At 67.3% G+C, this 22,404-nt stretch carries 25 protein-coding genes; 12 read left to right on the top strand and 13 right to left on the bottom strand.

The features are described from left to right. Positions 1 to 35 precede the first annotated feature (35 nt). Positions 36 to 311 (top strand): hypothetical protein, encoded by a 276-nt coding sequence (locus AZH51_RS01580; RefSeq protein ID WP_291520537.1) that lies wholly within the window; start codon positions 36 to 38, stop codon positions 309 to 311. A 10-nt stretch (positions 312 to 321) separates the two neighbouring features. Here AZH51_RS01580 and AZH51_RS01575 read toward each other — a convergent pair whose 3' ends face one another. Then, positions 322 to 2,202 (bottom strand): ABC transporter ATP-binding protein, encoded by a 1,881-nt coding sequence (locus AZH51_RS01575; protein ID WP_291520535.1) that lies wholly within the window; start codon positions 2,200 to 2,202, stop codon positions 322 to 324. 76 nt (positions 2,203 to 2,278) lie between these two features. Here AZH51_RS01575 and AZH51_RS01570 point away from each other — a divergent pair, with 76 nt between their 5' ends. Both AZH51_RS01570 and AZH51_RS01565 read left to right on the top strand, forming a co-directional pair. After that, entirely contained in the window at positions 2,279 to 2,488 is a 210-nt protein-coding gene (locus AZH51_RS01570) for a molybdopterin-binding protein (protein ID WP_109683825.1), read from the top strand. Further along, positions 2,478 to 3,188, top strand: a complete 711-nt coding sequence (locus AZH51_RS01565) for a S9 family peptidase (RefSeq protein WP_291520532.1) — start codon at positions 2,478 to 2,480, stop codon at positions 3,186 to 3,188. The genes AZH51_RS01570 and AZH51_RS01565 overlap by 11 nt, the downstream gene beginning before the upstream one ends. Here the strand turns inward: AZH51_RS01565 and AZH51_RS01560 are convergent. Next, positions 3,154 to 4,377: an aminotransferase class V-fold PLP-dependent enzyme gene (locus tag AZH51_RS01560; RefSeq protein WP_291520530.1), complete on the bottom strand. Its 1,224-nt coding sequence runs from the start codon at positions 4,375 to 4,377 to the stop codon at positions 3,154 to 3,156. The genes AZH51_RS01565 and AZH51_RS01560 overlap by 35 nt on opposite strands. 35 nt (positions 4,378 to 4,412) lie before the next feature. Here AZH51_RS01560 and AZH51_RS01555 point away from each other — a divergent pair, with 35 nt between their 5' ends. Continuing rightward, positions 4,413 to 4,907, top strand: coding sequence for a DUF664 domain-containing protein (locus AZH51_RS01555; RefSeq protein ID WP_291520529.1), 495 nt, complete (start codon positions 4,413 to 4,415; stop codon positions 4,905 to 4,907). After that, on the top strand, positions 4,900 to 5,343 hold the full coding sequence (locus AZH51_RS01550; RefSeq protein ID WP_291520526.1) for an SRPBCC family protein: 444 nt from the start codon (positions 4,900 to 4,902) through the stop codon (positions 5,341 to 5,343). The genes AZH51_RS01555 and AZH51_RS01550 overlap by 8 nt, the downstream gene beginning before the upstream one ends. A 3-nt stretch (positions 5,344 to 5,346) precedes the next feature. On the opposite strand, the gene AZH51_RS01545 is transcribed toward AZH51_RS01550, so the two are convergent. Both AZH51_RS01545 and AZH51_RS01540 read right to left on the bottom strand, forming a co-directional pair. Beyond that, on the bottom strand, positions 5,347 to 5,760 hold the full coding sequence (locus tag AZH51_RS01545; RefSeq protein WP_291520524.1) for a DUF1990 family protein: 414 nt from the start codon (positions 5,758 to 5,760) through the stop codon (positions 5,347 to 5,349). Further along, positions 5,760 to 6,485: a peptidase E gene (locus tag AZH51_RS01540; RefSeq protein WP_291520522.1), complete on the bottom strand. Its 726-nt coding sequence runs from the start codon at positions 6,483 to 6,485 to the stop codon at positions 5,760 to 5,762. The genes AZH51_RS01545 and AZH51_RS01540 overlap by 1 nt, the downstream gene beginning before the upstream one ends. A 22-nt stretch (positions 6,486 to 6,507) precedes the next feature. Between AZH51_RS01540 and AZH51_RS01535 the strand changes: the two genes are divergently transcribed. Beyond that, positions 6,508 to 6,978: a glutathione peroxidase gene (locus AZH51_RS01535; protein ID WP_291520520.1), complete on the top strand. Its 471-nt coding sequence runs from the start codon at positions 6,508 to 6,510 to the stop codon at positions 6,976 to 6,978. On the opposite strand, the gene AZH51_RS01530 is transcribed toward AZH51_RS01535, so the two are convergent. Together AZH51_RS01530 and AZH51_RS01525 are read right to left on the bottom strand one after the other, a co-directional pair. Further along, positions 6,975 to 8,459: an APC family permease gene (locus AZH51_RS01530; protein WP_291520518.1), complete on the bottom strand. Its 1,485-nt coding sequence runs from the start codon at positions 8,457 to 8,459 to the stop codon at positions 6,975 to 6,977. The genes AZH51_RS01535 and AZH51_RS01530 overlap by 4 nt on opposite strands. Next, positions 8,456 to 9,811, bottom strand: coding sequence for an FAD-binding oxidoreductase (locus AZH51_RS01525; protein ID WP_291520516.1), 1,356 nt, complete (start codon positions 9,809 to 9,811; stop codon positions 8,456 to 8,458). Before AZH51_RS01525 ends, AZH51_RS01530 begins: the two co-directional genes overlap by 4 nt. Positions 9,812 to 9,911: 100 nt before the next feature. On the opposite strand from AZH51_RS01525, the gene AZH51_RS01520 reads away from it, so the two are divergent. From AZH51_RS01520 to AZH51_RS01495, 6 genes are all read left to right on the top strand, one after another. Then, positions 9,912 to 11,087, top strand: coding sequence for a histidine kinase (locus AZH51_RS01520; RefSeq protein WP_291520514.1), 1,176 nt, complete (start codon positions 9,912 to 9,914; stop codon positions 11,085 to 11,087). A 14-nt stretch (positions 11,088 to 11,101) separates the two neighbouring features. Then, positions 11,102 to 11,857: a LytTR family DNA-binding domain-containing protein gene (locus tag AZH51_RS01515; RefSeq protein ID WP_291520512.1), complete on the top strand. Its 756-nt coding sequence runs from the start codon at positions 11,102 to 11,104 to the stop codon at positions 11,855 to 11,857. Position 11,858: 1 nt separating this feature from the next. Next, positions 11,859 to 12,233, top strand: coding sequence for a hypothetical protein (locus AZH51_RS01510; RefSeq protein ID WP_291520511.1), 375 nt, complete (start codon positions 11,859 to 11,861; stop codon positions 12,231 to 12,233). After that, the gene (locus AZH51_RS01505; protein ID WP_291520509.1) at positions 12,230 to 13,738 is read left to right on the top strand and encodes a cation acetate symporter; all 1,509 of its coding nucleotides are present in this window, start codon (positions 12,230 to 12,232) and stop codon (positions 13,736 to 13,738) included. Before AZH51_RS01510 ends, AZH51_RS01505 begins: the two co-directional genes overlap by 4 nt. 173 nt (positions 13,739 to 13,911) lie before the next feature. Further along, a complete protein-coding gene (locus tag AZH51_RS01500; protein ID WP_291520507.1) occupies positions 13,912 to 14,256 on the top strand; it encodes a DUF485 domain-containing protein in 345 nt (114 codons plus the stop codon). Next, a complete protein-coding gene (locus AZH51_RS01495) occupies positions 14,253 to 15,881 on the top strand; it encodes a cation acetate symporter (protein ID WP_291520505.1) in 1,629 nt (542 codons plus the stop codon). Before AZH51_RS01500 ends, AZH51_RS01495 begins: the two co-directional genes overlap by 4 nt. On the opposite strand, the gene AZH51_RS01490 is transcribed toward AZH51_RS01495, so the two are convergent. From AZH51_RS01490 to AZH51_RS01460, 7 genes are read right to left on the bottom strand one after another with little or no spacing between them, the layout of a single operon-like run. After that, positions 15,878 to 16,558: a YafY family protein gene (locus AZH51_RS01490; protein ID WP_291520503.1), complete on the bottom strand. Its 681-nt coding sequence runs from the start codon at positions 16,556 to 16,558 to the stop codon at positions 15,878 to 15,880. The two genes, AZH51_RS01495 and AZH51_RS01490, sit on opposite strands and share 4 nt — an antisense overlap. Before the next feature lie 21 nt (positions 16,559 to 16,579). Next, entirely contained in the window at positions 16,580 to 17,476 is an 897-nt protein-coding gene (locus AZH51_RS01485) for an alpha/beta hydrolase fold domain-containing protein (RefSeq protein WP_291520501.1), read from the bottom strand. Between the two features lie 56 nt (positions 17,477 to 17,532). Further along, positions 17,533 to 18,258, bottom strand: a complete 726-nt coding sequence (locus tag AZH51_RS01480; RefSeq protein ID WP_291520499.1) for a VIT family protein — start codon at positions 18,256 to 18,258, stop codon at positions 17,533 to 17,535. A 44-nt stretch (positions 18,259 to 18,302) separates the two neighbouring features. Beyond that, positions 18,303 to 19,412: an ABC transporter ATP-binding protein gene (locus AZH51_RS01475; protein ID WP_291520497.1), complete on the bottom strand. Its 1,110-nt coding sequence runs from the start codon at positions 19,410 to 19,412 to the stop codon at positions 18,303 to 18,305. Next, complete coding sequence (locus AZH51_RS01470) at positions 19,409 to 20,416, bottom strand: ABC transporter ATP-binding protein (protein WP_291520495.1); 1,008 nt, start codon at positions 20,414 to 20,416, stop codon at positions 19,409 to 19,411. Before AZH51_RS01470 ends, AZH51_RS01475 begins: the two co-directional genes overlap by 4 nt. Next, the gene (locus AZH51_RS01465; protein WP_291520493.1) at positions 20,413 to 21,387 is read right to left on the bottom strand and encodes an ABC transporter permease; all 975 of its coding nucleotides are present in this window, start codon (positions 21,385 to 21,387) and stop codon (positions 20,413 to 20,415) included. Before AZH51_RS01465 ends, AZH51_RS01470 begins: the two co-directional genes overlap by 4 nt. Continuing rightward, positions 21,387 to 22,397: an ABC transporter permease gene (locus AZH51_RS01460; RefSeq protein WP_291520491.1), complete on the bottom strand. Its 1,011-nt coding sequence runs from the start codon at positions 22,395 to 22,397 to the stop codon at positions 21,387 to 21,389. Before AZH51_RS01460 ends, AZH51_RS01465 begins: the two co-directional genes overlap by 1 nt. Positions 22,398 to 22,404 lie beyond the last annotated feature (7 nt).

The following is a 22,404-nucleotide window of genomic DNA, read 5'->3' as shown; positions in this document are numbered from 1 at the left end:
CGGAACGTCGCACAGAAGGGCTACATTCAGCTGTCATGAAGTCCGTCTCCAAGCGCGAACTCAACGAGAACACGGCCGCCGTGCTCGAGCAGGTCGTCGGTTCGCGGGTGGTCGTCGTAACCGATCCGGGTAAGCCGCAATGGCAGATCCGCGCATTTCGTGACGGGGACGCCCGTCTCAGTGGGCTGGAGCGAGAAGGTCGGTACACCCCTGCTGCCTCAGACCCGGCACCCTGGTCAACCGATCCAGACCCCGTGTACACGAGCGACCAACTTGACGAACTGCTCAGCCAGATGCGCGGGGACCACTGAGCAGGGAGCATCAGGTCGGAGTGACGGTTCGTTGGTCCGCGAATTGCGTGCGGTACAACTCGGCGTACCGGCCACCCGCCGCCAACAACGACTCGTGCGTGCCTCGCTCCACGATCCGACCCGCCTCCACGACCAGGATCTGGTCCGCCGCGCGGATGGTGGACAGGCGGTGGGCGATCACGATCGACGTACGCCGAGCAAGGGCTTCCGCGAGCGCCTCTTGGACCGCTGCCTCGCTGGTGGCGTCCAGCGACGCGGTCGCCTCGTCGAGGATCACCACTCGCGGTCCGGCCAGCAGGAGCCGGGCGATGGCCAACCGCTGGCGCTCACCACCGGACAGGCGGTAACCGCGCTCGCCGATCACGGTGTCCAAGCCGTCCGGCATCGAAGCGACCACCTCTGCGAGACGGGCTCGCTCGATGACCCGGGCGAGTTCGGCCTCGGTCGCGTCCGGCCGGGCGTAGAGCAGGTTTGCCCGGATCGAGTCGTGGAACAGGTGCCCGTCCTGGGTGACGGTGCCGGTCGCGGCGCGGATCGACGCGGCAGACAGCGAGCGCACGTCGACCCCGCCGATCTCCACCGAACCCGAGTCCACGTCGTACAGCCGGGGGATGAGCGCGGCGATGGTGGATTTGCCAGCACCTGAACTGCCCACCAGCGCCAGCATCTGACCGGGCGCCGCCTCGAACGAGATGTCGTGCAGTACGGTTTCGCCGCCCCGCGCATCGAGGGTGAGTACGTCCTCCAAGGAGGCCAGCGAGACCTTGTCCGGCGCCGGATAGGCGAAGGACACGTGCTCGAACCGCACCGGCAGCGGTCCCTCGGGCAACGGTGTGGGGGAGTCCGGGTCGGTGATGAGCGGCACCAGGTCAAGAATTTCGAAGACCCGCTCGAAACTGACCAGCGCGCTCATCACGTCGACCCGCGCACTGGCCAGGCCGGTCAGCGGGGCGTAGAGCCGGGTCAGCAACAGAGCCAGGGACACCACGGCGCCAGCCTGCAGACTGCCGCGCAGCGCGAGGACGCCACCCAACCCGTAGACGATCGCGAGGGCGAGCGCCGAGATGAAGGTGAGCGAGGTGACGAAAGTCTGCTGGATCATCGCCGACCGGACGCCGATGTCGCGCACGCGACCGGCCCGCCGCCCGAACTCGCGCGACTCCTCCTCCGGCCGCCCGAAGAGCTTGACCAGCGTGGCCCCGGGAGCTGAAAAGCGTTCTGTCATCTGGGTGCTCATGGCCGCGTTGTGTTCCGCTGCTTCCCGGGACGCTGCCGCCAGACGTGAGCCCATCAACCGCGCCGGCAACCAGAACAACGGCACGAGGATCAGCGCGACCAGCGTCACCAGCCACGAGATGCTGATCATCACGATGAGGGTCAGGACGAGCGTGACCAGGTTGCCCACCAACCCCGACAGCGTCGTACTGAATGCCCGCTGCGCCCCGATCACGTCGTTGTTCAACCGGCTGACCAGGGCACCGGTCCGGGTGCGGGTGAAGAACGCGACCGGCATGCGCTGCACGTGATCGTGGACGGCGGTCCGCAGGTCGAGGATCAGACCTTCACCGATCCGGGCCGACAGCCAGCGCTGCAGCATCCCGAACGCGGCCTCGCCGAGGGCGATCAACGCGATCAGGACAGCCAGTAGCACGACCCGCGAGGCTGGGTCGCCGGCCGTGATGGCGTCGACGACCTGACCGGCCACCAGCGGGCTCGCGACGGCCAGCACAGCGGTGACGATGCTGATGACGAAGAAGAGGGCGAGTTCGCGACGGTGCGGCCGGGCGAATCCCCAGATGCGGCGGAGCAACTCGCGGGAGATGGGCCGCGTGTCCTGCCGGGACTGCATGGAGCGGTACACCGCGCTACGTGCCGCGGAATGAACGTCCATGCGTCGAAGGTACGCCCGGGCGGCGACCACCTGCCCGTTGGTAGGTTGGCAGGACCGACCGCCGAAGGAGTACGCCGTGAAGATCAGCGCTCGCAACATCCTGCAGGGAACCGTCGTCGAGATCGTCAAGGGAGCCACCACCTCCCATGTCCGCCTCGACGTGAACGGCTCGACCGTCACTGCCGCGATCACCAACGAGGCTGTCGACGACCTGGGCCTGACCGTGGGTCAGCAGGCCTACGCCGTGGTGAAGGCGTCCGACGTCATGGTCGCGATTGACGACTGACGACCAGCGAGGTGAGGACGCTGTCCTCGCCCGCCTCCTCGACAACGACGAACCGCCGGGTCGGCTCTCGTCGTACGGTCCGGATCCCGATCAGGTCTGGGAGGAGTACGGCGATCCGCACCATCCGCTGATCGTGCTGGTCCACGGCGGGTACTTCCGGCCCTCCGTGGATCGGACCCATCTGCGCCCCATGGCCGCGGCGCTCGCAGGCGACGGGTTGCGGGTAGCCCTGGCTGAGTACCGCCGCATCCCGGGGGATCCGTGGGCCAGCGTCCAGGACCTGCTCGATCTTGACGACGTGCTGGGGGACGGCACATGGGTCGGTCACTCCGCGGGCGGGGCGCTCGTTATGCGCCACGGCGCTGAGCGAGATCGGGCGACGGTTGCTCTCGCGCCGGTCGGTGGCTTCCTGAAGTCCTACGCCGGGGGCCACGGCAATCATGCTGTGCGCGACTGGATCGGCGGCTCACCCAACGAACGCCCAGCCGACTGGAAAGCATTGGACCCCAGCGGTCTACGACCCGCGACGCGAACGTTGGTCGTGCTGCACGGCGACCTCGACCAAGCCGTCCCGCCGGACGTGAACGCCGACCTTCCGGTGCGCTGGATCAACGGCGCGCACCATTTCGACCTGGTCGATCCGCAATCACCGTTCTGGCCGCAGGTCAGTGCGGCGATCGCAGCAGCGATTCAAGACTGAGGAGGCCCTTTGCCAACTCGGTGTAGCTGGTCGACAGCGGCGCTGCACCGATCCGGATCCCGTCCGGCTCGCGGAAGTCCGGGATCACATCGCGCTCCCACAACGCCGCTACCAGCGATCGAGCGTCCGGGTGAGTGAGCGTCACGTGCCCACCCCGCTCGGTGGGGTTACGCGGGGAAGCCACCTGCACGCCGTACTGCGAAAGGTTTGACTCAACGTAGGCGATTACGAATTCGCCCAACCCCGTGGACTTTTCGCGGACTGCCTCGATACCGATCGACTCGATGAGCGCGACAGTGTCCTGGATCCCGGTCATCGCCAGCACTGGTGGCGTGCCGGAGATGAACCGGCGCATGCCGGTCGCCGGGGCGTACGTCGGACCCATCGCGAAGACGTCGCTGTTGCCCATCCAGCCCTGGATCGGTTGGGAGAGAACCGATTGCAGCCGTGAGGCGACGTAGCAGAACGCGGGCGCGCCGGGTCCGCCGTTGAGGTATTTGTAGCTGCACCCGACGGCCAGGTCGACGTCGGCCGCGTCGAGCCCGATCGGCACCGATCCGGCCGAATGGCACAGATCCCACAACACCAGGGCTCCCGCGTCGTGCGCGATGCGGGTGATGGCCGGTAGGTCGGCGAGGTAGCCCGACTTGTAGGCGACCTGGGACAGGAGCACTACGCCGGTCCGCGGGCCGACGACCGACGCCACCTCGTCAGCAGTGACACCGCGGGAGGGGTCCGGGTGCAGCCACACCAACTCACATCCAGTCTCGGCCGCGATGCCTTCTGCGACATAGCGATCCGTGGGGAAGTTCTCCGAGTCCAGCACGATCTCAGGACGATCGGGTCCCGAGTGGGCAACCGCCGCCCGCAGCAGTTTGTAGAGCAGGACGGTGGTCGAATCACCGATCGCGGTCTGACCCGGCGCGGCGCCGAGGCAGGCGGTACCGAGTGCGTCGCCCACCGCGAACGGCAACTCCATCCATTGCTCATCCCACGACCGGATCAGCCGAGTGCCCCACGCGCCGTCCACCAGATCGGTCAGCCGTTCGTGGGTCGCCTTCAGCGGCCGACCCAGGGAGTTGCCGTCCAGGTAGGCGACCAGCGGTGCCGAACTCGGGACGAACAGGTCCCGGGTGTAGGCGAGCGGGTCCGTGCGGTCACGGTCGGCGGCGTCGGCGAGCAGATCCACTGGTTCATCATGCCCCCTCGTGGCAGGCTGCCGTCGTGGCTGAAACCGATGGGTCTGAGACAGATGACTGGATCGCGGCGTGCCTCGACACGGCCGACCGCTGTTGGTTGGCGATGACTGCGATCGTCGGCGAGCTCGGTGACTCCGCGGTCAACCAGCGCCCGCCGCTGGAAGGCGCCAACTCGGCGTACGCGATCGTCCACCACTGCGTCGAGCTGAGCCGTTGGTGGCTGGGCACGTTCGGCTGCGGACTGGGTCTGCCGCGCGATCGCCCGGGTGAGTTCCGCGCGACCGGGACCACTGACGAGTTGCTGGAGCGGGTCGGGCAGGTCCGGGCGGACACGGTGGTGTGGACCCGTCGGATGATCGCGGACGGCATCGCGGACCGCGACGCGCGGAGCACGACGGCCAGCGCGGATCTGGCGACCGTGACACCGCACTGGGTGGTGCTGCACGTCATCCATGAGTTAGCGCAACATCTCGGGCAGCTCGAACTGACCGTCGATGTGCTGGGATGGGCCCATGAGTGAGGTACGACGAGTGTCCGCCAGCCGTGTGATCGACGCCCCCGCGGCGACGATCTTCGAGCTCATCGCCGACCCGGCCAACCAGCCGGAATGGGACGGCAATGACAATCTCGGTCACGCTGATGCCGGACAACGAGTGCACGCAGTCGGCGACGTCTTCATCATGCACAACAGCAACGGCAACGTGCGGGAGAATCACGTCGTCGACTTCGAGGAGGGCCGGGTGATCGCGTGGCGGCCCTCGGAGGTCGGTGCACCGACCCCGGGTCACGAATGGCGTTGGGAGATAAGGCCGTTGGAGTCAGGTGGTGCGGAGGTCACTCACACGTATGACTGGACCGACCTGACTGACGAAGTGCGACTGGAGAGGGCGCGCGCGACCGGACCGGATCAGTTGCGAGCCTCGCTGGACCGGCTTGCCGCGGCCGCCGAGCAGTGACGATCAGAGCAGTTGGCGAGCGGCGGCCAGATACCGGTCGGTGATCCGCCGCTGAACCAGCGACGTGACCGGGGACCCCAGGCGGGCCCACCAGGTGGCGGGCCGCGACCTGGCGGAGATGGTGAAGACGATTGTGTCGTGGTCGGTCTGGGTGAGGGTGAAGCTCTCCTCTCCTTCTTCGGGATGTCCCGGCAGGGCACGATAGGTGAACCCGTTCTCCGTGACCGCGATGATTTCGACGGGAGCGGTGACCCAGCGCCAACCCAGCTGTGCATGATCGCCAAGGGTGATCGGTGAGCGGGCGTCGACCTGCAGGCCCGCGCCCCGATGAACCCGCCAGTCGAACAACGCGGTGCGGGCCGCGGCGAAATCGCGCGACTCCAGCACGACGGAGCGTTCGAACTCGTGCCAGACCATCACAACCGCCGTACGTCGATCGCGTCCTCCCGCGCCCCGTCACCTGACCGGGTGACGAAGTAGGCGCCACCAGAGGGGTTTTCGGCCACAGCCTCGGCAAACGCGGTACCGCGGTACACGATTCCCACGCCGTCGTCCGTGCAGTAGCTGTCCGGGAGGGTGCCGTCGGCCACCAGGGACTGCAGCAGCGGACGCCGTCGCTCCTCGGTGTCGTAGTGCACGCCGTTGCCGAAGGGCAACAACGCCAGCCCGTCGGTCACCGGCGCCAGATGCGGTCCGAACGAGTCGGTCGTCCCTCCGACGTGCCAGCAGATCGATCCGGCGGACACTCCGGTAAGGACTACCCCGGCCTCCCAGGCGGCGCGTAGGGCACGATCCACGCCGTGCACCCGCCAGACCGCAAGCAGATTCGCGACGGACCCACCCATCACCCAGATCACGTCCTGCGCCAGCAGGTGTTCCTCGATCGAGGGCACGTTCGGCATCCCGAACAGTTGCAGGTGTGACACCTCGAAGCCGGCGAGGCGACCCGCCTCGGACAGGTTGTGCATCACCATCGGGTTGTCGCCGACAGCGGTCGAGATGAAGCAGACCCGCGGCGCCCGTCCGGTCACACCGGCCAGGTCCACCGCGTAGGTCGTGAGCGGCGCGAACTCCCAGTAGGTCCGCTCACCGGAGCGCAAGCCGCCGGAAGTGGCCAGGATGGTGGGCTCAGCCGCAGTCATACCCCGAGCCTAGAGTGGGCGCATGAGCATCCTCGACGAACCCATTGCCCGTCTCGACGGCACGCCGGGCACGCTTCGTGACCTGACCGGCGGCCAGCCCGCGCTCCTGGTCAACGTCGCGTCCAAATGCGGGCTGACCCCGCAGTACGCAAAGCTGGAGCAACTCGAAAAGGACTATGCCGACAACGGATTCACGGTGGTCGGCTTCCCGTGCAACCAGTTCATGGGGCAGGAGCCGGGCAGCGCTGACGAGATCGCGGAGTTCTGCAGCGCCACCTATGGCGTGACCTTCCCGCTCAGCGAGAAGGTCGAGGTCAACGGCGCCGGCCGTCATCCGATCTACCAGGGTCTGGTCGGTGATGGTGAGGACATCGAGTGGAACTTCGGCAAGTTCCTGATCGACGCTGACGGAAATGTCGTCGCCCGGTTCGGTCCGCGCACGGAACCCGATGCCCCCGAGGTCGTAAGCGCGATCCAACAGGTGATCGCCTAGACCGAGAGGCCGCGGCCCAGCGCAGCAGCGGTGTCCACCGTCGGCCCCAGATCGACCAGGTCGGAGTCCACAGGTGCATCCGGCTCGCCGCGCTTGAGCAGCCGGTTGGCGATCGGATAGAGCGCCACCCCCAGCACCAGGATGATGATGCCGATCCAGAACGCGGCCGGTTCGTCGGTGAAGGTGCTCCAGCCCAGCCAGATCGTGAAGATCAGCGGGAAGACCACCAGGGACAGCGCACCGGCCATGCCACCGGGCACCTTGTAGGGCCGCACCATGCCCGGAAGTTTGCGGCGCAGCGCGATGAAGGCAGCGAACTCCAGCAGGATCGCGGCCATGTTGGTCAGCACGTCCGCGTCGACCAGCGCCGAGAAGTCCATCGTGCAGAAGATCGCGAAGATGACGACGGACAGCACGATGGCTGCGACCGGGGTCTTGTACTTCGGGTGATCCTTGGCGACCCAGCGCGGCAGATAGCCGTCTGCTGCCAGCACCCGGGGCACCCGCGATCCGCTCATCAGCAGCGACGAGAAGAGACCGATCTGCGCTATACCGACGCCGAAGGCGATCAGTAACCCGAGCCAGTGACCGGCGAGCAGCGTTCCCACAGAGGCGAAGTCGCCATCAGACCAATCACCGAGATCTTCGTGCAAACCCGAGCCGAGGGCGGCCATCATCGGCAGCACATAGCTGATGGTGATCAATGGGATCGCGATCATGAGCGCCCGCCGGAACGTGCGAGCCGGTTTGTCGACTTCGGCCAGCAAGGTGGACGGGTTCTCCCAGCCGATGTAGTTCCAGATGACGATGCCCAGGCACGCCCCGAACGCGCTGAACGACGTCTGGTCCGGCAGCGTGAACGGCGAGACGACCTTGTCCCAACTGTCGTGCTGGAAGTTGTGCACGATGCCGTAGACCGACAGGATCGCGAACGGCACCATCACGACCGCGAACAGCAACAGGGAACTGTCGCCGACCACCCGTGAGCCACGGATGTTCAGTCCGGCCAGGATGACCATGAAGACCACCGCGACCATCCAGTGCGTATCGACGCTGAACTGGCCTTCGAAGAACGAGAACAGGACGCCCCGACCGCGTTCGGCAGGAGCCCAGTAGGTCGCGAGGTAATCGGCGAAGACGATCGGGTAGAGCGCGGTGTCCAGGAAGCTGTTCATCCACTGCCAGGCGCCCTCGGTGAATCCGGCGAACTTGCCGAGCCCGATCTTCACCCAGTAGTAATAGCCACCCTCGACCGGTAGCGCCGAGCCCAATTCGGCCGCCATCAGTGACACCGGGATGCCGAAGACGACAGGGATCAACAGCAGCATCAGCATCGTCATACCGGCGCCGCCGCTGCTGATCGACTCCTCCAGGCCGAACGGCCCACCGGAGACGCTGAAGAAGATGATTCCGACCAGCGGCAGGGTCTTCAGCTGCCGCGACAGGACGTGAACTGTCCGCAGGTCACCATCCGCGCTCACGAGTCGAACCCCAGGCCGAAACGGTCCAGCGTGCGCAGCCACAGGTTGCGATGACCCTCATGTTCGTCAGCGCGAGCCAGCGAAGCCCGGGTGAGCTGAATACCCGTGTAGGCCAGAGGTTCCGGCGGGAACGGCAGAGGTTTGCTCGTCACGAGCGGCGATCGGGTGATGTCGGTGTCCTTACCGTCGAGCAGATCGAGCATCGCCTGGGCGCCGAAACGCGTTGCGCCCACGCCCAATCCGGTGTATCCCATCGCGTAGGCAACGCGTCCGTCCATGGCGGTGTCCACGAACGCGAAGAACCGCGTGCAGGTGTCGATCGCGCCGCCCCACCGGTGACTGAAGCGCAACCCCTCCAACTGCGGGAACGTCTCCACGAAGTGCGCGGCCAGGGTCTCGAACGTTGCCGGCCGATCGTCGTACTCCGGCTTGATCTTGCGTCCGAAGTGATAGATGGCGTCGTAGCCGCCCCACAGGATCCGGTTATCGGCGCTGAGCCGGTAGTAGTGGAACTGGTTGCCGGCGTCGCCGAAGCCCTGTCGGTTGCGCCAGCCGATGGCGTCCAGTTGTGCGTCGCTGAGCGGTTCGGTCATCAGCACGTAGTCATAGACCGGGACCGTGTAGAGCCGCAGTCGCCGGAGCAGCGGCTGGAACACGTTGGTGCCCAGGGCAATACGATCAGCGCGGACGAACCCGTGGTCAGTGCGCAGCCCCTCGCGAGTGAGCTCCCGCACGGGCGTGTTCTCCACAATGCGTACGCCGAGTGCCTCCGCTGCGTCGGCCAGGCCCCAGGCGAGTTTGGCCGGGTTGAGCATCGCCACCCCGGTTTTGTCCCACACGCCGCCCAGGAAGGTGGGGGAGTCCAGTTCGGCCCGCACCTGCGCCGCGGACATGATCTCCTCGGGCGCGCCCAACTCCGCCAGATGGTGCGGCGCCGTGGCGACATCGACCTCACCGGTGCGCTCGAACTCGCAATCGATCCCGAGCCGCTGCACGGTGGCCTCGATCGCATCCAGGTTGGCCAGGCCGAGGGCCTGGATCCCCGGCATCGCCGCGTCGCCGAACCGGGACGCCCCGTTGTCGTAACCGTGCGTCAGATCCGCCGCGCAGAACCCGCCGTTGCGCCCACTGGCCGCCCACGCCAGCCGATCGGCCTCCAGCAGCACCACGTCGCGGGACGGGTCGGCTTCCTTGGCCAGCAGTGCGGTCCACAAACCGCTGAACCCGCCGCCGACGACGGCCAGGTCGCAGTTGGTATCGCCGGTCAGGGCCGGGCGGGGCGCCGGCCGATCGGGGGTGTCGAGCCAGAACGGAATCCGTCGTGCATCGCGATAGAGATGCTCATAAGCCACAGTGATTTCGCTCCGGAACTTCGGTTTCGTTCGTGGACGTGATCGATTTACTCACAATCCGTGGTCGGAGGCAAGGGTCCGGGGATGGTTCGATGCAGAAATGCATTGGCCCACCGCCCTCGTGGTTGCGGCGCTTTTCGCGTTCGCCTGGGCCGCGGTTGCGCTCCACCGCCGGCAGAGCGCAACCGGTTTCGTCTCCGATGTCGACCGCGCGACCTATCGCACGTTACGCACCGCTGCCGACGCCGCGGGTGACCTGGGCGAGGGCCTCACCGCTGACGGGGCCGCCCGGGCCGCACGTCCGCTGCAGGCGATCCTGGGCACGCCCGCTGTTGCCCTGGGTGACCTGAGCGGTGTCCTCGCCTGGGAGGGTGCCGGGGAAGCCCACCATCGACGTACGGCGCCCGCGCACCTCCGGCGCGCGATCGAGACGGGCCGCACGGTCCTGATCGGCGCCGACGATCTGGTGTGCGCTGATCCGGACTGTCCGATCCGAAGCGGTCTGGTGACCCCGCTGGTCGTCGACGAGCGAGTCGTCGGCACGCTCGCGGCGTACGGGCCACAGACCAGCCCCGGTCTGGTGCGGGCCACTGAACAGGTCGCCGGCTACGTCTCCTCCCAACTCGAGGTTGCCGAGGTCGGGCGTGAACGCACCCGGGCGATGGCCGCGGAGTTGCGGGCGCTGCGGGCGCAGATCAGTCCGCACTTCATCTACAACAGCCTGACGGCGATCGCCTCCTTCGTGCGCACGGATCCCGACCGGGCCCGGGACCTGTTGCTGGAGTTCGCCGACTTCACCCGCTATTCGTTGCGCGGTGGCGAATTCACCACTCTCGCGGACGAATTGCGCAACGTGCAGCGGTACTTGGAGTTGGAGCAGGCGCGCTTCGGGGACCGGTTGCAGGTCGAGTTATTGATCGCGCCGGAGGTGTTGCCGGTCGCGTTGCCGTATCTGGCGGTGCAGCCGCTCGTGGAGAACGCGGTCCGGCACGGCCTGGCCGCCAAGGAAGGGCTCGGCGTCCTGAGCATCACCGCGCGGGACGCTGGTTCGGTCGCCGAGATCGTGGTCGAGGACGACGGTGTCGGAGCGGACCCGCAGGTGATCCAGCGGGCGCTGGACGGTCAGGGCGCCGACTCGATCGGCCTGGGCAACGTGGATGCGCGGATGCGGGAGGTCTACGGCGACGCCTACGGACTGGTCGTCGAGACGGCGCCGGGTGAGGGCAGCAAGGTGATCCTGCACGTGCCGAAGTTCGCGGAGCACGTGCGCGCGTGAAATAGGTTGGACCCGTGAGTCACGTGTCGCCCGTCACATCCCCCGAGCTCCTGCGGGTGCTCGTGGTGGACGACGAGGCGCCGGCCCGGGACGAGCTGGTGCACCTGTTGCAGGCCGACGACCGGGTCGGCCGCGTCCACGCGGCGGCCAGCGGGTCCGAGGCGTTGCGGCTCCTGGACACGCAGGAGATCGACGTCGTGTTCAGCGATGTGAGCATGCCGGGCCTGGACGGGATGGATCTGACCCGGGTCATCGCCCGATTCGCACAGCGACCGCAGGTCGTGCTCGTGACCGCTCACCAGCAGTACGCGGTGGATGCCTTCGCGTTGCAGGTCGCCGACTATCTGATGAAACCCGTGCGGGCCGAGCGGCTGGCCGAGGCGGTGCGGCGGGTCAGTGGTACGCGGGCGCTGCCGGAGTCCGAGGGTCCGGTAGCGGATGAGGAGACCATTGCGGTCGAACGCGGTGGGGTCACCCGGTTCGTCCGCCGCGACGAGATCCGGTACGTGCAGGCGCAGGGTGACTACGCCCGATTACACACCGACACCGACAGCCATCTCGTGCGCATTCCGTTGGCGACCCTCGAGCAGCGTTGGGAGGCAGCCGGATTCATCCGTATCCACCGCAGCATCCTGGTGGCGACCAAGTATGTCGGTCAGGTGAGGATGCGTGACGGACACTGCACGGTCGTCGTCGATGGCGAAGAACTGAGTGTCAGCCGCCGGCACACCCGCGCGCTGCGGGACCGTCTGCTACGGCAGCCGGACTGAGATGCCCGAGTCCCGCCGGGTGCGGATCACCAGTTCCGCGACAGCCGCCCGGACCCCCCGGGGCCGCCCCCGCGCCGTGGAACTGCACGAGCAGAGCGACGTCGGTGAGGTCTACCTCGCGGGCCTGATGCGGGCGCAACTGCGGCTGAGCCTGACCGTCCTGGCCGTCGGTGCCGTTGTCCTCGGCGGACTGCCGTTGGTCTTCTCCCTAGTGCCGGCGATCAGCACCACCCGCATCGCCGGGATCGGGCTGCCCTGGTGGCTGCTCGGCGTACTGGTCTATCCCGCCGCCTATCTGGCGGCGCGCTTCTACGTGCGAGCGAGCAGCCGGATCGAGCAGCAGTTCGCCGACGCCGTCGCGGAGGACAGTGCGTGACGCAGTGGCTCTCACTCGGTGCCGTGTTGGTGGTCTGTGCGCTGACCCTGGCGGTGGGTTCGTGGGGTCTGCGGTGGTCGCGGCCCACCAGCGACTTCTACGTGGCGGGCCGCACCGTGCGACCGTGGCGCAACGCCAGCGCCATCTGCGGTGAATACCTCTCTGCCGCATCGTTTCTCGGCGTCGCGGCCCTGGTCTACCAACGGGGGGTCGACCTGCTGTGGCTGCCGGTCGGATACACCGTCGGGTACGTCGTGCTCCTCGTCCTCGTCGCGGCTCCACTTCGCCGGTCGGGCGCCTACACCCTGGCCGACTTCGCCCAGATGCGCCTGGACTCGGTATTCGTGCGCCGCCTGGCCGCAGTGCTGGTCATCGCGATCGGCTGGCTGTATCTGCTGCCGCAGTTCCAGGGCGCCGGGCTGGCCCTGACCCACCTCACCGGCTGGCCGACCTGGGTCGGGGGACTGGTCGTGGCCATCGTCGTGCTGGCCAACGTCGCCTCCGGCGGCATGCGATCCATCACCGCTGTCCAGGCCATGCAGTACTGGCTGAAACTGACCGCGATCAGTGTCCCGGTGTGCATCCTGCTGGCGTACTGGTGGTTGCAGGGCCGGCCGGGGATGACGCCACCGGACCCGGGCTGGGCGGGACCGTTGTGGGGGCTGGGCGAACACGGCCACCCGGTCTACGCCACCTGGAGCACCCTGGTCGCGCTCGCGCTGGGCGCCATGGGTCTGCCGCACATCCTGGTGCGGTTCTACACCAACCCCGATGGCACCGACGCCCGGCGCACGACCGTTGCCGTGATCGCCCTGCTCGGGGTGTTCTATCTGTTCCCGCCGCTGTGGGCCGTGCTGGCCCGGGTGTATCTCGACCCTGTCCCGAGCGGTGACACCGATGCCGTGGTGCTCGGCCTGCCGGGCGCGGCCTTCTCCGGAGCGCCGGCCCACCTGCTGACTGCGGTCGTGGCCGGGGGAGCGTTCGCGGCGTTCTTGTCCACCGCTTCCGGGTTGGCGATGTCCGTGACCGGGGCGCTGCACCACGATCTGTGGGTCGCCCGCGGGTCGGGAGGATCCCAACCCTTGCGAGGGTTCCGGGTGGCGGCCCTCGCGGCTCTTGGCGCGCCGTACGTTGCCTCGATCCTCCTGCCGTCGGTCGGTCTGGCGACCACGGTCACCCTGGCGTTCGCCGTCGCCGCTGCCACGTTCGCGCCGCTGCTCGTCCTCGGGATCTGGTGGCGGGGGCTGAGCCGGACGGGTGCGATCGCCGGCCTGCTCACCGGCGGCCTCACGGCCACGGCCGCAGTGGTGATCACGATGGTGCACCGCGACCTCAGCGGCTGGCCCGGTGCGTTGCTGAGCCAACCGGCCGCCTGGTGCACGCCGCTGACCTTCGCGGTGATGGTGATCGTCTCCCTGGCGACACCGGGCAGCGTCCCGGCGCGCACCGTCGGGGTGCTGATGCGCCTGCACACCCCTGAGCAGGTCGGGGTCACCGCGCGCTGACCGTTCGTCGCGCCGCACCTACCGCTGGTCGCACCGCCCATCGCCGTACGCCGACCCGGACCGCGCGTCTGGCGCACCACGCGCCGGGGATGACTCGCCGACCATGTGACCTGAGTCACTGTAGGGCGCATCGATCCGCCGGTGGTCGACCGAACAGCAAGGAGGTGGCGCCCGTGGCCAACGACGTCCAAGAAGAACCAACGCTCGCCGAGGAGGTGCAGCGCAGCGACGAATTCGTCGAGATGCGAAGGAAATTCCGCGGCTTCGTCTTCCCGATGACGATCGCCGGGCTGACGTGGTACTTCCTCTACGTGCTGTGCGCTGTCTTCGCGCACGACTTCATGTCGAAGAAGGTGATCGGCAACATCAACATCGGCCTGATCTTCGGCCTGCTGCAGTTTGTGTCGACGTTCGCCATCACGATGCTCTACGTCCGCTGGGCCGACAAGGAGTTCGACCCGCGCGCCGAGGCGATCGCCACCAAGATGAAGGCGCGGATGGCGGAGGGCGAGAAATGAACGCGTTCACCGTCCAGACCGCGGCGACCGTCGGGAGCCCGGCGCTGAACATCGGGATCTTCCTGTTGTTCGTGGCGTTCACCCTCTACATCGTGCTGCGGGTCTCGCGCACCAACCGCTCGGCGACCGACTTCTACGCCGGCGGCCGGGCCTTCTCCGGGCGGCAGAACGGCATTGCCATCGCCGGTGACTACCTGTCGGCCGCGTCCTTCCTGGGTATCGCGGGCGCGATCGCCCTGACCGGCTACGACGGCTTCCTCTACTCCATCGGCTTCCTGGTCGCCTGGTTGATCGCCTTGCTGCTGGTTGCCGAACTGCTGCGCAACGTCGGTAAATACACGATGGCCGATGTGCTGTCCTTCCGGCTCAAGCAGCGCCCGGTCCGGATGGCCGCGGCGATCTCCACCCTGGCGGTGTCGTTCTTCTACCTGCTGGCCCAGATGGCCGGCGCCGGTGGTCTGGTCGCGTTGCTGCTGGGTATCGACGGCGCCGTCGGGCAGCGGATCGTGGTTATCGCGGTCGGCATCCTGATGATCGTCTACGTACTGGTCGGCGGGATGAAGGGCACCACCTGGGTGCAGATGATCAAGGCGACGTTGCTGATCATCGGTGTCTTCGTGATGAGCGTGTGGACCCTCGGCAAGTTCGGGATGAACCTGTCCAGCCTGCTGGGTGGTGCGGCCGACGCCGGCGGCGAGAAGCTGCTCAACCCGGGTGCGAAGTACGGCAAGGACACCACCACCAAGATCGACTTCATCTCGTTGTCGTTGGCGCTGGTGCTCGGTACAGCGGGTCTGCCGCACGTGCTGATGCGCTTCTACACGGTGCCGTCGGCCAAGGAGGCCCGGCGTTCGGGTGTGTGGGCGATCTGGCTGATCGGCATCTTCTACCTGCTCACCCTGGTGATCGGATACGGCGCCGCCGCCCTGGTCGGCTCGGAGAAAATCAATGCCGCTCCCGGCAAAGCGAATTCGGCGGCGCCGCTACTGGCCTTCGAACTGGGTGGCACGGTGTTGCTGGGCATCATCGCCGGTATCGCGTTCGCGACGATCCTCGCGGTGGTCGCGGGTCTGACCATCACGGCCAGTGCCTCCCTGTCGCACGACGTCTACAACTCGGTAATCAAGAAGGGCACGGCTACTCCCGAGGAGGAGGTCAAGGTCGCCCGGCTGTCCGCGCTGGCGCTGGGTGCGGTTGCGATCATCGGTGGCATCTTCGCCATCGGGCAGAACGTCGCCTTCCTGGTCGCCCTGGCCTTCGCGGTTGCGGCGAGTGCGAACCTGCCGACGATCCTCTACTCGTTGTTCTGGAAGCGGTTCAACACCCGCGGCGCGGTGTGGAGCATCTACGGCGGGTTGATCTCGGCGGTGACGCTGATCATCTTCTCGCCGGTGGTGTCCGGTAAGCCGGTCCTGCCGGCGACCGGCAAGAGCGAGTCGATGCTGCAGGGCGTGGACTTCCACTGGTTCCCGCTGGACAACCCCGGCATCATCTCCATCCCGATCGGTTTCTTCCTCGGTTGGTTGGGAACGGTCACCAGTAAGGAGCACAACGAGGCGAAATGGGCTGAGCTGGAGGTGCGTTCGCTCACCGGTGTCGGCGCCGAAGGAGCCGTCGACCACTAGCGGATCTGCACACCCTCATCCCGCAAAACCGTGGTGAGGTCACGTCGCGCCACCGGCTGATCAGAGCCGGTGGCGCGACGCACTCGGTCCGTCCGAAAGGCGCGGAAACCCTCGCGGGTGCGGCACCAAGCGATGAGGTACCAGTGATCCTGCCCGCGCAGCATCCCGACCGGCTCGACCGTCCGCGAGGTGGCCGTCCCGTCACGAGCGACGTATTCGATGGTCAGCGCGGTCGAGGTCGTCACTGCCGTCTCGATGGCGCGGAGGATTCCTGGTGCGACCGTCTCCTTGACCACCACGGCGATCTGCGAATCCCATTGACCAACATGCGCTTTGGCTCGCGATCCCAGACCGGCCCGCACCTTGCGCAACGCCGACTCACCAGCGGAGCCATAGGGCATCCGTCCGGTCTCCGACAGCGCCAGCAGCACGGCGACGGCTTCGGCCTCGGTGAGGTTCAAGGGTGGCAGGCTGTGCTCCTTGTCGATCGTCCAACCGCCACCCCGGCCCTCCTCGAAACGGACCGGCACGCCGCTGGCCATGAGCGTCTGTAGATCCCGTTGGATCGTCCGCTCACTCACCTGGTGTTCGGCGGCCAGCGCGGCGACGGTGACCAGCCGTGGAGTCGCGGCCCGCAACCGCTCGGTGAGCGCGAAGAGCCGATCGAGGCGTGTCATGCGGACAGTCTGCTGGGTCGATCAGTTCGGTGCGTCGATCTGCTCGGTGAGCCAGTCACGATAGAGGGCCTCCGTTTCATATCGGACGGGCAGATCGGCCAGGGTGTAGGCGTGCCCGGCACCTGCGACAACCTCCAGGCGGGTCGGAGCCACCTGGCGCCACCGTGCCGCCATCCACAGGGTGTCGTCGAGCAGCGTGTCCCTGGTACCGACGGTGAACAGGGCCGGCGGCATCCCGGTCAGATCGCCGTAGAGCGGTGAGTACTCCGGGTCGCGCCACTGATCCCGAGGGACCCCGGCCAGCAGCATGCGCACGGGGGTGTCCAAGCGGGAGCCCGCACTCGGCGTACCGGCAAGGTCGTAGACGCCGAAGGTGAGCAGGGCACCCAGCCAGGATCCCGGGCGTCGTTGCAGCACAAGGGCCGCCAGGTGCGCACCCGCCGAGTCGCCGCCGATCAGGCGCTGTCCGTCAAGACGGTCCGCGACCGTCAGGCAGTCCTCGAGGCACGCCGGGAACGGGTGCTCAGGTGGCTGCCGGTAGCCCACCGAAATAGCCCGCAGGCCCGTGTGCTCGGCGATCGCGCGCAGGCGACCATCCGTCGTGCGGTGCGAACCCAGGCACCACCCACCGCCGTGCAGGTAGAGGTAGGTGCCGCGCGTGGGGCGGCTGAGCGGCTCAATGATCCGGACGGGTACGCCGCCGATCACCTCATCGCGGCCGTCCGGGTCGAGGGTTGGTTCGCCGATCGAACTGCTGGCCCGGTACTGCGGCCAGGTCAGCCCTTCGGGCAGTTCGTACAGGTTGCCGGTAGCCGAGGCCCATTGGGCGGCATGCTCGGCGCTCAGTGCAGCGCTGTCGTGACCGAAGGTGGCCAGTTCGGATTCAGCAGGCGTCAGGGTGCTGGTTGTGGTGTCCATGCAGACACTGTCGGATGTATCTGCGACACCGTACTGTCACCGTTTCCGGATGGTTCTCAGATCGCCAGTCCGATGGCGTGGCCGATGCCGTAGGTGATGGCCATGGCGATCGCACCGCCGGTGACATTGCGCAGGACGGCGCGACCCACAGGCGCGTCGCCCAGGCGCGCTGACACCGATCCGGTGATGACCAGAGCAATGAGGACGGCGATGAAGGTGATCGGGACCCGCCACGTCGGGCCGGGCAGCAGGATCGCCAAGAGCGGCAGGGCCGCACCGACCGTGAAGGCCAGGAACGAGGCGAACGCGGCCTCCCACGGATTGGTCAGGTCGTCCGGGTCGATGTTCAACTCAGCGTCGGCGTGTGCGGCCAACGGATCGTGCTCGGTGAGTTGGTGGGCGACCTGCTCGGCCAGATTCCGGTCCAGACCCTTGCCCTGGTAGATCTGGGTCAGCTCCTCGAGTTCCTCCTCCGGCATATCCCGAAGTTCGGCCGTCTCCTTGGCGATGAGCGCCTTCTCGGTGTCCCGCTGCGTGCTCACGGACACGTACTCGCCGGCGGCCATGCTCAGGGCGCCGGCCACGAGGCCCGCGACACCCGCCACGGCGATGTCGGAGCGCTCGGACGTGGCACCCGCGACGCCGACGACGATGCCAGCGACGCTGACGATGCCGTCGTTGGCGCCGAGAACACCGGCCCGCAGCCAGTTCAGTTTCGAGGCGACACCTTCGTGATGGGCTTCGCCCTCGTGGGGCGTCACGGTCTGCTCAGTCACAGCCACCAGTGTGCTCGCCCTTGCCGCGTGGGGGCCAGGAAGGTGAGGCTCTACAACTCCGAGATGGAGCCGTGCTGGAACAGGTCGCCTTCGTCGGGCGTGCTGGCGGCCGCGGGATCCACAGCGACCGCGTCGACCTCGTGCTGCTTCAGGCTGCCGTCGAAGATGCTCTCGGCGAAATGGCACGCGACCCGGTGGGTTTCGGGGACACCGTCGATCGAGACCGACCGCAGCTGCGGCCGCTCGGTGTCGCAGCGGGTCTCCTGCTTCCACGGGCACCGGGTGTGGAACCGGCAGCCGCTGGGCGGGTTGGCCGGGCTGGGCAGGTCACCGGTCAGCAACAACCGCTCACGGGTGTCCTCGGCGCTCGGGTCGGGGACGGGTACGGCGGACATGAGCGCCCGCGTGTAGGGGTGCAGCGGCGCGGCGTAGAGGTCGTCCGCGTGTGCCTCTTCGACCAGCGCGCCCAGGTACATGACACCGACCCGGTCACTGATGTGCCGAACCACCGCCAGGTCGTGGGAGATGACCAGGTAGGTCAGGCCGAACTGCTCCTGGAGGTCCTCCAGCAGGTTGATGACCTGCGCCTGAACGGAAACGTCCAGGGCGCTGACCGGTTCGTCGGCGACGATCAGTTTGGGATCGACCGACAGGGCCCGGGCGATCCCGACGCGCTGGCGCTGGCCGCCGGAGAACTCGTGCGGATACTTCGACAGTGCCTGGGGTGGCAGACCGACCGCCGCCAGGAGCTCGCGCAGCCGGGTGTTCGCGGCCTTCTTGTCCTTGGCCAGCCCGTGCGCTGCCATTCCTTCCAGCAGCAGTGATTCGACGGTCTGGCGCGGGTCGAGGCTGGACAGCGGGTCCTGGAAGACCATCTGCATGTCCTTGCGCTTGCGGCGCAGCGCCTCCTTCGACAGCGACGCCAGATCGTCCCCGTCGATCGTGACACTGCCGCCGGTCGGCTCGTCCAGCCACAGCAGCGCGCGGCCGAATGTCGATTTACCGCAGCCGGATTCACCGACCAGACCGTAGGTCTCGCCCTCGTCGATCTGCAGGTCCATACCATCGACGGCATAGACATAACCCACCGTCTTGTCGAAGATCACGCCGCCCTTGATCGGGAAGTGCACCGCGACGTCCTTGGCATCCACGAGCCTCACGCTGAAACCTCCTGCTTGGCCGGGACCGGATTGTGGCACCGCAGCAACCGGCCGCCGTCCTCCGCCAGCTGCGGCATCTCCTGCACGCACGTCTCGATCGGCTGCGAGCAACGGGGTGCGAAGGCACACGCGTGCGTCCAGGGCAGGTTGTCGGCCACTGAGCCGGGCACCGGGGTCAGCCGCTCACCGCGCGGTGCATCCAACCGGGGGATCGAGGCCAGCAGACCATTCGTATACGGATGCCGCGGACTCTCGAACAGCTCATGGCGAGAAGCCCGCTCAACGATCTTCCCGCCGTACAACACGTTGACCTCATCGCACAGGCCGGCCACCACACCCAGGTCGTGGGTGATCATCACCAACGCGGTGTCGGAGTCGGTCACCAGTTCTTTGAGCAGCGCCAGGATCTGCGCCTGGATCGTCACGTCCAACGCGGTCGTGGGCTCATCGGCGATCAACAGCCGAGGCTCGCAGGCCAGGGCCATGGCGATCAGCGCCCGCTGGCGCATGCCACCGGACAGTTGGTGCGGGTACTCCTTGAGCCGGCGGTCCGGATCCGGAATCCCCACTCGCTCAAGCAGATCCCGCGCCAGGGGAGTGGCTTCCTTCTTGGACAGTCCGCGGTGCCGGGTCATCACCTCGGTGACCTGGGTGCCGATCGGGACCACCGGGTTCAGCGAGGACAACGGGTCCTGGAAGATCATCGCCACATCGCGGCCCCGTCGATCGCGCATCGCCCGCGGTGACAACGACAACAGGTCGGTGCCATCGAAGGTTGCGGTGCCGGTGACCGTGTTGCCGCGTTGGGGCAGCAGGCCCATGATCGCCAGGGACGTCACGGACTTGCCGCAACCGGATTCGCCCACCAGACCGACCGTCTGGCCAGCGCGGACATCGAAGTCCACGCCGTCGACCGCGCGGAAGGCACTGTCCCCACGACCGAACGTCACCGTCAGGTCGCGCACACTGAGCAGCGGGCCGCTCATCGTCGGCTCGGCGTTCATCGACGGCTCTTCGGATCCAGGGCCTCGCGCAGTGACTCACCGACCAGGGTGAAGCCGAGCGCGACGACGATGATGCAGATGGCCGGGTAGAAGGCCATGTGCGGGTAGGTGTCGATGAATTGCTCTGAGTTGCCGAGCATCTGGCCCCATTCGGGTGAGGAGTCGTCCGGGTTGCCCAGACCCAGGAAGGACAGCGCGGCCGCGTCGATGATCGAGGTCGCGACCACCATCGTGGCCTGGACCAGGACCGGTCCGAGGGAGTTGGGCAGCATGTGCCGGAAGACGATCGATCGTTCCGGTACGCCGAGTGCCCGGGCTGCGAGGACGTGGTCACTGCCGCGTTGGGCGAGCATCGATCCTCGTAGTAACCGGGCGAAGATGGGCACCTGCGCGATACCGATCGCCAGGATGACGGTCCATTGCGATGCTTGACCGAACAGCACCGCGACCGAGACCGCCAGCAGCAATGAGGGCACCGACAGCATCACGTCCACGATGCGCATCACCACGGAGTCGACCCAGCCGCCGAGCGCACCGGCCAGGGTGCCCAGGATCAATCCGCCGGCCAGACCGGCGATCGTGGCACCGACACCGACCAGCAGCGTCTGCCGGGATCCCCAGATCAACCGGGACAGCAGGTCCCGGCCCTGGTCGTCACCACCGAGCGGGAATCCCGGTTGAGCCGGCGGGATCGGGGTGTTCGGGGTGACCTCGCTGATCAGGTACTGCGTAACCGGATTGTGCCGGGCCAGCAGGGGAGCGAAGAGCGCGACGAACAGGAAGATCGCCACGATGGCCAGGCCGAACAAGAACATCGGGTTTCGCCGCAGCCGCCGCCAGGCGGAGGCGAACAGGCTGACGCCCTCGCTGTCCTTGATGGCGCCGGCTTCATCGGTGCGCTCCAGCACTGCCGTCGAACCCGAGCGGGCGAGTTCGTCGATGCGCTCCTTCTTGCGATCGAAGACCCCCATCAGCGCGTCCTCACCCTCGGGTCCAGATAGGCGTACGCGATATCGACCAGGAGGTTCACCACGACGTACGTCACCGCCGCCATCAGGATCAGGATCTGCAACACCGGGTAGTCCTTCTGGGAGAACCCGACGTTCATCGCGTCACCCAGCCCGGCGATCGAGAAGACGGTCTCGGTCAGCACGGCGCCGGTGAGCAAACCGCCCACCTGCAGACCGATGGTCGTGACGACCGGGAGCATCGCGTTGCGCATGATGTGCCGGCTGCGGATGGTCCGGTTGGTCAGGCCTTTGGCCTCGGCGGTGCGCACGTAGTCCTCGTCCATCACTTCCAGGACGGAGGCCCGGGTGATCCGCAGGACCACGGCGAACGGGATCGACGCCAACGCCAGCGCCGGCAGGATCAGATGTTTGAACGCATCCCAGGCGGCGTCGTACTCGCGGGTGATGATGCCGTCGAGGATGTAGAACCCGGTCACGCGGGTGGCATCCAGGTTGGGGTCCTGGCGGCCGTTCAGCGGCAGCCAGTGCAGCTCGACCGCGAAGAGGTACTTCAGCACGAAGGCCAGGAAGAAGACGGGGACGGCGACACCGATCAGCGAGATGATCACCGATCCGCCATCGAGGAAGGTACCGCGGTGCCGAGCAGCCAAGTAGCCCAACGGGATTCCCGCAGCGAGCGCGAAGATCAGCGCCAGGACCGACAGTTCGATCGTCGCGGGTAGCCGGTTCATGAAGACCTGCATGGCATCGGCACCGGGCTGCACGGCGATCGAGGTGCCGAACTGGCCGTGCAGCGCGTTGTTCAGGAAGCGCAGGTACTGCATGGGTAGCGGCTGGTCCAGGCCCAGGGCCTTCTCCATTGCCGCGCGGGTCTGCGGCGTGGCGCGCTCACCGAGCAGCGCCGAGACCGGCCCGCCAGGTAGCGCACGTAACCAGAAGAAGACCAACAACGACAGCACGAGCAGCACGCCGAGCATCTGCAAGAGACGCCGGACGATGAAGCGCAGCAAGCGAATT

The organism is Branchiibius sp. NY16-3462-2 (assembly GCF_001594145.1).
Taxonomy (GTDB): domain Bacteria; phylum Actinomycetota; class Actinomycetes; order Actinomycetales; family Dermatophilaceae; genus Branchiibius.
This window is presented reverse-complemented; position numbering and strand designations above follow the sequence as displayed.

Excerpts from the sequence above, each read along its gene's own strand:
- AZH51_RS01580 (WP_291520537.1), top strand. The coding sequence starts at position 36 with ATGAAGTCCGTCTCCAAGCGCGAACTCAACGAGAACACGGCCGCCGTG.
- AZH51_RS01575 (WP_291520535.1), bottom strand. The coding sequence starts at position 2,202 with ATGGACGTTCATTCCGCGGCACGTAGCGCGGTGTACCGCTCCATGCAG.
- AZH51_RS01550 (WP_291520526.1), top strand. The coding sequence starts at position 4,900 with ATGAGTGAGGTACGACGAGTGTCCGCCAGCCGTGTGATCGACGCCCCC.
- AZH51_RS01545 (WP_291520524.1), bottom strand. The coding sequence starts at position 5,760 with ATGGTCTGGCACGAGTTCGAACGCTCCGTCGTGCTGGAGTCGCGCGAT.
- AZH51_RS01540 (WP_291520522.1), bottom strand. The coding sequence starts at position 6,485 with ATGACTGCGGCTGAGCCCACCATCCTGGCCACTTCCGGCGGCTTGCGC.
- AZH51_RS01535 (WP_291520520.1), top strand. The coding sequence starts at position 6,508 with ATGAGCATCCTCGACGAACCCATTGCCCGTCTCGACGGCACGCCGGGC.
- AZH51_RS01520 (WP_291520514.1), top strand. The coding sequence starts at position 9,912 with ATGCATTGGCCCACCGCCCTCGTGGTTGCGGCGCTTTTCGCGTTCGCC.
- AZH51_RS01510 (WP_291520511.1), top strand. The coding sequence starts at position 11,859 with ATGCCCGAGTCCCGCCGGGTGCGGATCACCAGTTCCGCGACAGCCGCC.
- AZH51_RS01495 (WP_291520505.1), top strand. The coding sequence starts at position 14,253 with ATGAACGCGTTCACCGTCCAGACCGCGGCGACCGTCGGGAGCCCGGCG.
- AZH51_RS01490 (WP_291520503.1), bottom strand. The coding sequence starts at position 16,558 with ATGACACGCCTCGATCGGCTCTTCGCGCTCACCGAGCGGTTGCGGGCC.
- AZH51_RS01485 (WP_291520501.1), bottom strand. The coding sequence starts at position 17,476 with ATGGACACCACAACCAGCACCCTGACGCCTGCTGAATCCGAACTGGCC.
- AZH51_RS01470 (WP_291520495.1), bottom strand. The coding sequence starts at position 20,416 with ATGAACGCCGAGCCGACGATGAGCGGCCCGCTGCTCAGTGTGCGCGAC.
- AZH51_RS01465 (WP_291520493.1), bottom strand. The coding sequence starts at position 21,387 with ATGGGGGTCTTCGATCGCAAGAAGGAGCGCATCGACGAACTCGCCCGC.